Genomic DNA, 10,989 nt, shown 5'->3' on the forward strand with positions numbered 1-10,989 from the left:
ATAGGCTCGTCGGCGGCGTGACCCCTCCGTCTTCGTCGGTCCCCCCTCGTCGGAAAGGCTCCACCCGTGCGCACCTCCCGTCCTGTCCTCGCGGTCGCTCTCGCGTCGGCCGCCACGCTCGCGTTCGCCGGCTGCTCGTCGTCGGACGACGGCGGCGACGGTGCCCCCGCCGCGTCCGGCAGCGCCACCGACTGCACGCCCGAGGGCATGCAGACCCTCACCGACGGCACCCTGACCGTGGGCGCGAGCGACCCGTTCGAGCCCTGGTACGTGGGCGAGCCGAGCACCGGGGAGGGCTTCGAGTCCGCGCTCGTGTACGCCGTCGCGGACGAGCTCGGGTTCGCGAAGGAGGACGTCGAGTGGACGTCCGTGACCTTCGAGCAGATCATCAGCCCGGCCGTGAAGCCGTTCGACGTCGCCGCCTACCAGACGACGATCACCGACGAGCGCAAGAACGCCGTGGACTTCTCCAGCCCGTACCTCACCAGCCGGCAGGGCGTCATCGTGGCCGACGAGGGCGAGTTCTCCGAGGCCGCCACCCTGGCGGACCTCGAGGGCGCGAAGATCGGCGTCACCGCCTCGCAGACGTCGCTCGCCGTCGCCGACGCCGCGTGGGGCGACGACGTCGAGGTGACACCGTTCAACGCCGCCGGCGACGGCATGACCGCCCTGAGCTCGGGCACCATCGACGCCATGGTGATGGACGTCGACCAGGGCGTCGCCGCCTCGACCGTCTACTTCCCCGACACGCACGTGATCGGCACGCTGCCGCCCGTGGGCGAGCCGGAGCAGCTCGGGCTCGTGCTCGACAAGGGATCGTCGCTCACGGCGTGCGTCTCGGCCGCCGTCGACACGCTCGAGGAGAACGGCACGCTCGACGAGCTGCGCACCACCTGGCTCAAGTCGGACGACGTCACCGAGCTGTCCTGACGCCCGTGACCGGACCCGCGACGACGCCGACCGGCGGCTGGCAGCCGTCGGAGCGGGCACGCGCCCGCACGGCGTACCGGCGGGCGCAGCACCGCCGCGCGCTGCTGGTGGCAGGGGTCGCCACGGCCCTCGTGCTGGCCGCCGTCGTGTACGTGGTGACGACGGCGCCCGGCTGGGAGCGGGCGCGCGAGGCGTTCTTCTCCCCGGAGCGCGCCTGGGAGGTGCTGCCCGAGGTCGCGGCGGGGCTGTGGCTCAACCTGCGGGTGTGGGTCGTGGCGAGCGTGGTCGCGCTCGTCGTCGGGCTGCTGCTGGCCGTCGTGCGGACCTCGCGGGTGCCGGCGCTGTTCCCGCTGCGGATCTTCGCCGTCGCGTACGTGGACGTGTTCCGCGGCGTGCCGCTGCTGCTCGTGCTGCTGCTGGTGGGTTTCGGCCTGCCCGCCCTGCGCCTGCCGTGGCTGCCGGTGAGCGCCGCCTTCCTCGGCGGCCTGTCGATCGTCGTCTGCTACACGGCGTACCTCGCGGAGATCTTCCGCGCGGGCATCGAGGCGGTGCACCCGTCGCAGGTGGCGGCCGCCCGGTCGCTGGGTCTGACCCGCGGGCAGGCGGCGCGGCGCGTCGTGCTGCCGCAGGCGGTCCGCAACGTCACCGCGCCCGTGGCCAGCATGCTCGTGTCGCTGCAGAAGGACTCCGGCCTCATCTCGATCCTCGGCGCCGTCGACGCGATCCGCGCCGCGCAGATCGCGACCACCGGCGACTACAACTTCACGCCGTACGTTGTGGCGGGCCTGCTGTTCCTGGCGATCTCGATCCCGCTCACCCGGCTGGTCGACGCATGGTCCGCCCGCCAGGGCTGGCGCGGCGAGCTGCGCGGCGTCGCCGGTGCGGGGGTGGTGCGATGAGCGACATCGTCCCCGGGGCGCCGCTCCTGTCGCTGCGCGGCGTCCGCAAGTCCTTCGGCACCGGTGCCGACCGCAAGGTCGTGCTCGACGGCGTCGACCTCGACGTCGCCGCGGGGTCGTGCGTCGTCGTGGTCGGGTCGTCCGGGTCCGGCAAGTCCACGCTGCTGCGCGTCGTCGACCTGCTGGAGGAGGTCGACGACGGCCAGGTGCTGCTGGACGGCGAGGACGTCGCCGACCCCTGGGTGGACGCCGACGCCGTGCGCGCCCGCCTCGCGATGGTCTTCCAGCAGTACAACCTCTTCCCGCACCTGCGCGTGCTCGACAACGTGGCCCTGGCGCCGCGCGTCGTGCACAAGGTACCGCGGGCCGAGGCCGAGGCGGCCGCGCTGGCGATGCTCGAGCGCGTCGGCCTCGCGGACAAGGCGCGCGCGTACCCCGACCAGCTCTCGGGCGGGCAGCAGCAGCGCGCCGCCATCGCGCGTGCGCTCGTGAACGGGCCCGAGCTGCTCCTGCTCGACGAGGTGACGTCCGCCCTCGACCCCGAGCTGGTGGGGGAGGTGCTCGACCTCCTGCTCTCCCTGCGCAGCGAGGGCGTCGCCGGGCGGCCGACGACGATGCTCGTCGCCACGCACGAGATGGGCTTCGCCCGCGAGGTCGCCGACGAGGTCGTCTTCTTGCACGCCGGGCGCGTGCACGAGCGCGGAACGCCCGAGCAGGTGCTCCGGGAACCGCGGGAGGAGCGCACGCGCGAGTTCCTGCGGCGGCTGCGCTGACCCTCTGCCGCCCGGGCGCGGCGGGTCACTGCAGGCCGAAGCCGCCGTCCGTCGTCAGCACCTGCCCGACGACCCACGACCCGGGTGCGGAGACGAGCCAGCCGATGAGGCCCGCGGGGTCGGTCGGCTCGCCCCAGCGTCCGAACGGTGTGGCGGCACGGAGCGCCTCGAGCTCCGCAAGGGGGCGATCCGTGGACTCGGGGTCCAAGTATCCGGTGTTGACGGGGCCGGGGTTGACCGTGTTCAGGACGATGCCCAGGTCCAGCAGCTCGGCGGCGACGGTGGCGGTGACGCCCGCGAGCGCAGCCTTGGAGGCGGCGTAGGCCACTTCGCCGCGCATCGCGCCTTGTTGCTGGCCCGAGGTCATCCAGACGACCTTGGGTGCGGTGCGGGGGTCCGCCGGACCTGTCCGGGGCACACGTTCCCCCGGTCGGGCCCGGGGCGCGGTCGTCCGCTGCTGAGCCGCGAACCGGCGGGTGAGGAGCAGCGTGGAGCGGGTGTTCGTCTCCCAGAACGCGTCGAGGACGTCGGCGGACATGTCGAGGATCGACCCGTCGCCGCCACTGCGCGCGTGGTTGCACACGAGGACGTCGAGCGTGCCCGTCAGGTCCCGTGCGGCGTCGACGAGGGCGTCGATCTGCTCAGGGTCGCGGAGGTCTGCACCGGCGTCGCCGCTCACGGCCGAGCCGCGGAGTGCGCCGCGCACGCCGGCGCGCACCTCGTCGAGGTCGTCGCCACCCCAGGGCCGGTTCGCATCGTGCGGGGCGAAGTGGTGGATGAAGACGCTCGCCCCGAGCGCCGCGAGCTCGCGGGCCACGGCGTAGCCGATGCCCTTGCGCCGGGAGACCCCGGTGACGAGCGCGGTACGGCCGGCGAGCGGGAGGTCGTCGTGGTGCATGGTCGCACCTTAGTGACCTCGGTCCAGCCGAAATCGAGCCGGACGGCTCGGGGCGGCGGCGCCCGTGCGACCTACCCTGGGGCGTGCCGGGTCGAGGTGACCACCGGCGACCGTGGCGAAGGGGGCAATGATGCAGGGCACGTCGATCGGGTTCGTCGGCACGGGACCGATGGGGGCGCCGATGGCGCGGAACCTGCTGGCGGCGGGGTTCGACGTCGCGCTGTGGAACCGGACCGCCGCAAAGGCGGAGGCGGTCGCCGAGGGCGAGCCACGCGCGACGGTCGCGGCGACGCCGGCTGAGACGGCTCGGCCGGTGGTCGTCGTGATGCTGCCGGACCTGCCGCAGGTGCGGGACGTCGTCGACCGGCCGGACGGGCTTCGGGCGGGGTGGCGCGCGGCCGGGGTGGCGGACCCGGTACTGGTGGTGACGAGCACGGTGAGCCCGGTCGCGGTCACCGCGTGGGCGGAGCAGCTCGCGGCCGACGGGATCCGCCTGGTGGACGCGCCCGTGAGCGGCGGCGTCGAGGGCGCGGTGGCGGGCAGCCTGAGCATCATGGCGGGCGGCGCGGACGGCGACCTCGCCGCGGTCCGGCCGGTGCTGGACGCGATGGGCTCGACGGTGCGCCACCTCGGTCCGGTGGGCGCGGGCTCGCTCACCAAGACGTGCAACCAGATCGTCGTGGGCGGCACGCTCAACGCACTGGCCGAGGCGGTCGCCATCGCCCAGGCCGGTGGCCTGGACCTCGCCACCGTGCTGGAGGTGCTGGGCGCCGGGCTGGCCGGCTCGCAGGTGCTCACGGACAAGTCGCGGCGCTACCTCTCGGGCGACTACGCGGACGGCGCCGCGTGCCGCACCCAGCTCAAGGACCTCGAGTTCGGCCTCGCGGTGGGGCAGCAGCTCGGCGTCGACACGTCGCTGACGGCGGTCGCCCGCGACCGGTACCAGCGGATGGTCGACCGCGGCGACGCGGAGCTGGACCACAGCGCCGTCATCCGCGTCGTCGTCTGAGCCTGCCCACGACGCCGCCGGTCGGCGGACCTTGCACGACGGCGTGAACGCTCGTCGTATCAGCGCCGCGCTGGCACCCTCCGAGGTACATGGAGGGGACGACCATGAAGCGACTGGTGCTGTGCTGCGACGGGACGTGGAACCACGCCGTGAACTCGCAGGTGTCCAACATCGAGAAGATCGCGCGCTCCGTGCTGCGCTCCGGCGGGAGCGCGGACCCGGACGTCGAGCAGGTCGTCGGGTACGTGGCGGGCGTCGGCGCCCGCGGCTACCTGGTGGACCAGCTGCTCGGCGGCGCGTTCGGGTACGGGTTCACCCGCAACGTGGTGGACGGCTACCGATTCCTGACCATGAACTACGAGCCCGGTGACGAGATCGTCGTGCTCGGCTACTCCCGCGGGGCGTACACGGCGCGCAGCGTCGTGGGGATGCTGTCGCAGGTGGGCCTGCTGACCGTGGAGGCCCAGGACGACGGGCTGCTGTGCGAGGCGGAGCGCGTCTACCGCCTCAGGCCGCCGACGGCGCGCCGCGTCGCGCGGGCGAAGCGCACCGTGGCCCGCACCCGGCCCGGGTCGTGGCGCCGGCGCCGGGCGGAGGCCCTGCTGCGGCGGGGCGACGAGGTCCGCGCCGAGAAGCGGGCGTTCCGTGCGGAGCACGGGATCGAGGTCCCCGTCCGCTTCCTGGGCGTCTTCGACACGGTCGGCGCGCTCGGGGTCCCGGGCCCGTCACGCCGCAAGAACCGCTTCCACGACGTCTCCCTCTCGCCCGCGGTCCTCACCGCGCGGCAGGCGCTCGCGATCGACGAGCGCCGGCTGACCTTCGCGCCGTGCCTGTGGACCGTGCCCGACGGCGACCCGCCCGACCGGGTGCAGCAGGTGTGGTTCCCCGGCACCCACGGCGACGTCGGCGGCGGTGGCGCCCGCTGCGGCCTGTCGGACGTCGCGCTGCAGTGGATGGCCGCCGAGATGCGTGGCGTCGGCGTGCAGTTCGACGAGCACCGGCTCGCGCGCCAGCTCACTCCGCGAGCCGCCCTGGTCCTGGACCAGGCGCCCCCGTGGCCCTTCCGCATCCTCAACATGTTCACCCGTGTGCGGCCGCGCTACGCGACGGTCGACGGCCGCCTCGTCTTCCGCAGGGGCCTGCGGGTGCTCGCGCTGCCGGCCGCGACGTCGTCCCCGGCGGAGCTCACCACCGGTGCTTCGGCCCCGGACGTCGTGACCGCGGAGGTCGTGGGGGCCTGGCGCGACGGTGTGCGCCTGGCGGACACGGTGCTGCGGCACGTGCTGCGCGACGGCTACGCCGCCCTCGCCCCCAACCTCGGCTGGTGGATCACCGAGGCCGGAGGGGTGGAACGGGTCCCCGTCGAGCAGGTGGACGCCGCCCGCGGCGACCTGCGCCCCTTCGTGCTGCCCGGCAGCGACGCCATCGCGCCGCAGCTCGCGACCCCGCGGGAGCCTCGCGCCCTGCCCGCGGGTCGCTGACGGAGCCTGCTCAGGACGGTGCGGTCACTCGTCGTAGGTGTCCTTGACGACGAGCACCGGGACGGGGGAGTCCAGCAGCACCCGCTGCGTCGTCGTCCCGACGAGGAACGTGCCCGCGTTGGAGCGCTTGCGGGAGCCGAGGACGACGAGCGTCGCGCCGGAAGCCTCGGCGGCGTCGAGGATCGCGTCCGCGGGCTCGGTGCCCGAGGGCCGGCGGGTGACCGGCTGGACCTCGACGCTCGCGGCCGCCTCGGCGAGGAGTCCGTCGAGCGGGTCGCCGTCGGCGGGGTCGTCCGACCGTGCGAGGTGGACCACGTGCAGGGGGAGACCTCGCCGGGACGCCTCCGCGACCGCGGTCCGGACGGCCGCCTCACCGTGGGGCGACGGGTTGTAGGCCACGAGCACCGTCATGCGCACACTCTCGCACACGGAGGGAACCTCGCGCCGGTCCGGGCCGTTGACCCCACCAGCCGACGAAGGAGCAGCGCATCATGCAGTGTCCGCACGACCAGACCGTCCTCGTGATGTCCGAGCGCAAGGGGATCGAGATCGACTACTGCCCGCAGTGCAGGGGCGTGTGGCTCGACCGCGGCGAGCTCGACAAGCTCATCGAGCGCTCGCTGGAGTCGGAGATCGCCGCCGAGGCGCGCGGTCCCGTCCCGCCCGCTCCGGCGTCCGCGCCTGCCGGTGCGGCCTACCCGGCGCCGGGCTACGACGACCGCCGCTACGACGACCGCCGCTACGACGACCGCCGCTACGACGACAAGCGCTACGACGAGCGCCGCTACGACGACAAGCGGTACGACGACCGCGGGTACGACCCCCGCTACCGCAAGCGCAAGAAGAAGGAGTCGTTCCTCGGGGACCTGTTCGACTTCTGACCCTCGACGACGGCCGTCAGGCGGCGGCGAGCTGCTCGCGCACCTGCCGCTTGGCGCGGGTGAGCATGCCCGCCATGCCGTTGAGGCGCAGCGGGCTGACGGCGCGGGTGAGCCCGATCATCAGCGGGAAGTCGTCGGGGACGTCCAGCACCTGCTGCGCCGAGAGCCCGGACAGCCCCTGGGCGAGGATCGACGCGAACCCGCGCGTGGTGGGCGCCTCCTGCGGGGCGGTCGCGTAGAAGTGCACGACGTCGCCGTCGACCTCCGCGAACGCGCGCACGGGGGACTGGCACTCCTCCACCGCCTCGAGCAGGCCGGGCGCGCTCTCGTACCGCGGGGGCAGGCCCGGGAGCTCGCGGGAGAACTCGAGCAGGAGCTGCAGCCGGTCGCGCTCGGGCAGGGCGAGGAACTCCTCGCGGATCTCGGCGAGCGGCTCGGGCAGGGGGGCGGCGTCGGTCATGGACCCAGTCTCTCGTAGGGGGCCGGACACCGGTCGAGCCGGTCCGGACCGCGGAAGGGTCCGGACCGGCTCGAGCTCGGCGCCGTGGCTGGTCGGTGCGTCAGGCGGCCTGCTGCTGCCTGACGCTCGAGGGGACCTCGCCGGGCTCGGCGCCCGCGACGATCGGCACGCGCACGGCGTTGCCCCACTCGGTCCAGGAACCGTCGTAGTTGCGGACGTCGTCGATGCCGAGCAGGTAGCGCAGCGCGAACCAGGTGTGGCTGGAGCGCTCGCCGATGCGGCAGTAGGTGATCACCGAGTCGCCGGCGGTGAGGCCGAGGCCGCCCTCCTGGTAGATCGCCTCGAGCTCCGCGCGCGGCTTGTAGGTGCCGTCCTCGGCGACCGCGGTGGCCCAGGGGACGTTGCGGGCCGACGGGATGTGGCCGCCGCGCAGCACGCCCTCCTCCGGGTAGTCCGGGATGTGCAGACGCTCGCCGGAGAACTCCTGCGGGGAGCGGATGTCGACCAGCGGGCCGTTGCCGAGGTGGGCGAGGACGTCCTCCTTGAAGGCGCGGAACGTGGCGTCGTCGCGCTCGACGACGGGGTACTCGCCCCGGGCGGGGGAGGGCACGTCGGTGGTGAGCTCGCGGCCCTCGGCCACCCACAGGTTGCGGCCGCCGTCGAGCAGGCGGACGTCCTCGTGGCCGAACAGGGTGAAGACCCAGGCGGTGTAGGCGGCCCACCAGTTGTTCTTGTCGCCGTACAGCACGATCGTCGTGTCGCGGGAGATGCCGCGGCTCGCGAGCAGGTCGGCGAAGCCGGCGCCGTCGAGGTAGTCGCGCTCGACGGGCTGCAGCAGGTCGGTGTGCCAGTCGATCTTCACGGAGCCGGGGATGTGGCCGGTCTCGTAGAGGAGGACGTCCTCGTCGGACTCCACGACCACCAGGCCCGGGGTGTCGAGGTTCTCGGCGAGCCACGACGTCGTCACGAGGCGCTCGGGGTGCGCGTACTCGGCGAGGCGCGGCGTCGGGTCGGTGGGTGCGGGCATGGTTCCTCCATCTGTGCGGCGACACCGGACGCCGGCCGGCGCGGTGGGTCGTGGCCACTCGGGCCTGGGACACGCGGGTTCTGTGGACACTCTAGGAACTGCACCACCAGCAGCGACAGCCCGTGTCCATCATGTGGGACCACGATGCGAGACGGAGTTCATCGCGACGAAACACCCGCGATACGGAATTGTGATTCCAAAACGCTTGTGGCGTCGGTCACCGAGTGTTAGCGTCGCGGTTGCCTACGGCGGGCCCGGGCCGTGCGGACGTCGACGTCGACTCCCGCGCGGTGATCGACGAGATCGATCCGACACCGGCAGCTATCTACCAGGCGGCATGAAGGACAACTCGCCTGCAGCGACCCGCCGAGCGCCCGGTCTCCACCGGGTCCTCGAAGGGCCGACGGACCCGAGCACCCGGGGGCCGCTGCCCGAACCGTGGAGACTCACCATGGACCGCAATGCCGTGATCAACACCCAGGCACCCGGCACGGCCGTCGCTCCGGCCGTCCATCCGGCCGCAGCACACCTCGAGAAGGCCGTCTCCCTGGCCGTCTACAGCGTGGCGAACGCGGGCGGCCCCTTCGGAGCCGTCGTCGTCACCCGTGACGGCCGCGTCGTCGAGGGCAACAACCGCGTCACCCAGGACAACGACCCCACCGCGCACGCGGAGGTCACCGCCATCCGGCGCGCCTGCGCCGAGCTCGGCACGTTCGACCTGTCGGGGGCCGTCCTCTACTCGAGCTGCGAGCCGTGCCCCATGTGCCTCGCCTCCGCCCTGTGGGCGCGCGTGGACGCCGTCTACTTCGCCGCCGACCGCCACGACGCGGCCGCCGCGGGGTTCGACGACGCCGTGTTCTACGACTTCTTCGCCTCCCGGCTCCACGCCGCGCCCGAGACCCGGGCCGCGGCCGGGGTGATGACCGTGCGCCACGAGCGCACCGGCAGCGCCGTCGCGCCGTTCGACGCGTGGCGTGTCCTCGAGACCCGCGTCGACTACTGACGCGCGGGCCGGAAAGGACACAAGGACGTGACCATCCTGGGAACGCGGCGGGACACCGCCGAGAACGACAAGACGCCCTCCACCGGCGCCGGCCGCGGCGTGCTGGAGCGGCTGTTCAAGATCACCGAGCGAGGATCCACCACGGGACGCGAGATCCGTGGCGGGCTGGTGACCTTCTTCGCGATGGCGTACATCGTCATCCTCAACCCCCTCATCCTCGGCGGCACCAGCGCCGAGAACGCCCCCACCGACGTCGCGGGCGGCTGGCTCGCGACGGCCCAGGTGGGCGCCGTCACCGGCCTCGCCGCGGGCGTGCTGACCATCCTGTTCGGACTCGTCGCGAACCTGCCGTTCGCGCTCGCGGCCGGGCTGGGGATCAACTCGTTCCTCGCCGTGGCCGTGGTCGGCGACGTGACCTGGCCCGAGGCCATGGGCCTGGTGCTCATCAACGGCCTGCTGATCGTGCTGCTCGCCGTCACCGGCGCGCGGTCGGCGATCTTCAACGCCGTCCCGCGCCAGCTCAAGGCCGCGATCACCGTGGGCATCGGCCTGTTCATCGCCTTCATCGGCTTCGTCGACGCCGGCTTCGTCACCCCCACCGAGGGCGGCCCGCCGGTGCAGCTCGGCGACGGGGGGTCCATCACGACCGTCCCGACGATGATCTTCGTCCTCGGGCTGCTGCTCATGGGGATCCTCGTGGCGCGCAGGGTCAAGGGCGGCCTGCTCATCGGGCTCGTCGCGACCACGGTCGTGGCGATCGTCGTGGAGGCCGTGCTCCAGCTGGGCCCGGCCGGCGCCGACAACCCGGGCGGCTGGCACCTGTCGGTGCCCGCGCTGCCCGACTCGCTGGTCTCCGTCCCGGACCTGTCCCTGCTGGGCCAGTTCAGCTTCGGCGCCTTCGACCGCATCGGGGCGCTCGCGGCCACGATGCTCGTGTTCACCCTGTTCTTCACGAACTTCTTCGACGCGATGGGCACGATGACGGGGCTCGCCAAGCAGGGCGGGCTGGCCGACAAGGACGGGAACTTCCCGAGGATCAAGTCGGCGCTGGTCGTCGAGGGCGTGGGCGCCGTCGTCGGCGGCGCGACGTCGTCGTCGTCGAACACCGTGTTCGTCGACTCGGCGGCGGGCGTCGGCGAGGGGGCCCGCACCGGCCTGGCGTCGGTCGTGACGGGCGGCCTGTTCCTGGTCGCCATGTTCCTCACGCCCCTCACCGCCGTCGTGCCGATCGAGGTCGCCAGCGGCGCCCTCGTGGTGGTCGGCGCGATGATGATGCGGGAGATCAAGGAGATCGACCTGGGCGACTTCTCCGTCGCCCTGCCGGTCTTCCTCACGGTCGTGACGATGCCGTTGACGTACTCCATCGCCAACGGGATCGGGATCGGCTTCATCACGTGGGTGCTGCTGCGGTTCGCCTGCGGCAGGGCGCGCGAGGTGCACCCGCTGCTGTGGGTGGTCGCCGCGGGCTTCCTCGTGTACTTCGTGCGCGGCCCGCTCTCGGCGGCGATCGGCGCCTGACGACGATGTCGGTCGGGGCTGCCGTGGCCCGGCAAGCCCGACCAACAGGGAGGGGAACCCGAGAGGCTCCCCCCCGCTGGCCAACTCTCCCCCTGGCTCGTGCCCGGCGC

Annotated in this window: 12 protein-coding genes; 8 read left to right on the top strand and 4 right to left on the bottom strand. The window is 73.3% G+C overall.

Annotated features, from left to right (window positions below; genetic code table 11):
- Window positions 1-66 precede the first annotated feature (66 nt).
- From ACFVS0_RS05595 to ACFVS0_RS05605, 3 genes are read left to right on the top strand one after another with little or no spacing between them, the layout of a single operon-like run.
- Window positions 67-930: an ABC transporter substrate-binding protein gene (locus ACFVS0_RS05595; protein ID WP_430587393.1), complete on the top strand. Its 864-nt coding sequence runs from the start codon at window positions 67-69 to the stop codon at window positions 928-930.
- Window positions 931-935: 5 nt separating this feature from the next.
- Window positions 936-1,829, top strand: coding sequence for an ABC transporter permease subunit (locus tag ACFVS0_RS05600; protein WP_430549568.1), 894 nt, complete (start codon window positions 936-938; stop codon window positions 1,827-1,829).
- A complete protein-coding gene (locus ACFVS0_RS05605; protein ID WP_430587394.1) occupies window positions 1,826-2,602 on the top strand; it encodes an amino acid ABC transporter ATP-binding protein in 777 nt (258 codons plus the stop codon). Before ACFVS0_RS05600 ends, ACFVS0_RS05605 begins: the two co-directional genes overlap by 4 nt.
- Before the next feature lie 25 nt (window positions 2,603-2,627).
- Here the strand turns inward: ACFVS0_RS05605 and ACFVS0_RS05610 are convergent, their stop codons facing one another.
- Entirely contained in the window at window positions 2,628-3,500 is an 873-nt protein-coding gene (locus ACFVS0_RS05610) for an SDR family oxidoreductase (protein WP_430587395.1), read from the bottom strand.
- 130 nt (window positions 3,501-3,630) lie between these two features.
- On the opposite strand from ACFVS0_RS05610, the gene ACFVS0_RS05615 reads away from it, so the two are divergent.
- Window positions 3,631-4,509 carry an NAD(P)-dependent oxidoreductase gene (locus ACFVS0_RS05615; RefSeq protein ID WP_430587396.1) on the top strand — a complete coding sequence of 293 codons (879 nt, stop codon included), beginning with the start codon at window positions 3,631-3,633 and terminating at the stop codon, window positions 4,507-4,509.
- 104 nt (window positions 4,510-4,613) lie between these two features.
- Entirely contained in the window at window positions 4,614-5,990 is a 1,377-nt protein-coding gene (locus ACFVS0_RS05620; RefSeq protein ID WP_430549575.1) for a DUF2235 domain-containing protein, read from the top strand.
- A 24-nt stretch (window positions 5,991-6,014) separates the two neighbouring features.
- Here ACFVS0_RS05620 and ACFVS0_RS05625 read toward each other — a convergent pair whose 3' ends face one another.
- Window positions 6,015-6,401 (bottom strand): universal stress protein, encoded by a 387-nt coding sequence (locus ACFVS0_RS05625; protein WP_430586634.1) that lies wholly within the window; start codon window positions 6,399-6,401, stop codon window positions 6,015-6,017.
- Window positions 6,402-6,481: 80 nt separating this feature from the next.
- Between ACFVS0_RS05625 and ACFVS0_RS05630 the strand changes: the two genes are divergently transcribed.
- Entirely contained in the window at window positions 6,482-6,871 is a 390-nt protein-coding gene (locus tag ACFVS0_RS05630) for a zf-TFIIB domain-containing protein (RefSeq protein WP_430587397.1), read from the top strand.
- A 16-nt stretch (window positions 6,872-6,887) separates the two neighbouring features.
- On the opposite strand, the gene ACFVS0_RS05635 is transcribed toward ACFVS0_RS05630, so the two are convergent.
- Window positions 6,888-7,331 carry a SufE family protein gene (locus tag ACFVS0_RS05635; RefSeq protein ID WP_430549578.1) on the bottom strand — a complete coding sequence of 148 codons (444 nt, stop codon included), beginning with the start codon at window positions 7,329-7,331 and terminating at the stop codon, window positions 6,888-6,890.
- Between the two features lie 100 nt (window positions 7,332-7,431).
- A complete protein-coding gene (locus tag ACFVS0_RS05640; protein ID WP_430563898.1) occupies window positions 7,432-8,358 on the bottom strand; it encodes a sulfurtransferase in 927 nt (308 codons plus the stop codon).
- A gap of 451 nt (window positions 8,359-8,809) precedes the next feature.
- Here ACFVS0_RS05640 and ACFVS0_RS05645 point away from each other — a divergent pair, with 451 nt between their 5' ends.
- A complete protein-coding gene (locus ACFVS0_RS05645; protein WP_430587398.1) occupies window positions 8,810-9,361 on the top strand; it encodes a nucleoside deaminase in 552 nt (183 codons plus the stop codon).
- A 27-nt stretch (window positions 9,362-9,388) separates the two neighbouring features.
- The gene (locus tag ACFVS0_RS05650) at window positions 9,389-10,879 is read left to right on the top strand and encodes an NCS2 family permease (protein ID WP_430549581.1); all 1,491 of its coding nucleotides are present in this window, start codon (window positions 9,389-9,391) and stop codon (window positions 10,877-10,879) included.
- Window positions 10,880-10,989: the final 110 nt, after the last annotated feature.

This window comes from Isoptericola sp. NPDC058082 (assembly GCF_042885055.1).
GTDB lineage: Bacteria > Actinomycetota > Actinomycetes > Actinomycetales > Cellulomonadaceae > Isoptericola.

Coding starts and splice junctions, on each gene's coding strand:
- ACFVS0_RS05605 (WP_430587394.1), top strand. CDS start 1,826: ATGAGCGACATCGTCCCCGGGGCGCCGCTCCTGTCGCTGCGCGGCGTC.
- ACFVS0_RS05610 (WP_430587395.1), bottom strand. CDS start 3,500: ATGCACCACGACGACCTCCCGCTCGCCGGCCGTACCGCGCTCGTCACC.
- ACFVS0_RS05615 (WP_430587396.1), top strand. CDS start 3,631: ATGCAGGGCACGTCGATCGGGTTCGTCGGCACGGGACCGATGGGGGCG.
- ACFVS0_RS05620 (WP_430549575.1), top strand. CDS start 4,614: ATGAAGCGACTGGTGCTGTGCTGCGACGGGACGTGGAACCACGCCGTG.
- ACFVS0_RS05625 (WP_430586634.1), bottom strand. CDS start 6,401: ATGACGGTGCTCGTGGCCTACAACCCGTCGCCCCACGGTGAGGCGGCC.
- ACFVS0_RS05630 (WP_430587397.1), top strand. CDS start 6,482: ATGCAGTGTCCGCACGACCAGACCGTCCTCGTGATGTCCGAGCGCAAG.
- ACFVS0_RS05635 (WP_430549578.1), bottom strand. CDS start 7,331: ATGACCGACGCCGCCCCCCTGCCCGAGCCGCTCGCCGAGATCCGCGAG.
- ACFVS0_RS05640 (WP_430563898.1), bottom strand. CDS start 8,358: ATGCCCGCACCCACCGACCCGACGCCGCGCCTCGCCGAGTACGCGCAC.
- ACFVS0_RS05645 (WP_430587398.1), top strand. CDS start 8,810: ATGGACCGCAATGCCGTGATCAACACCCAGGCACCCGGCACGGCCGTC.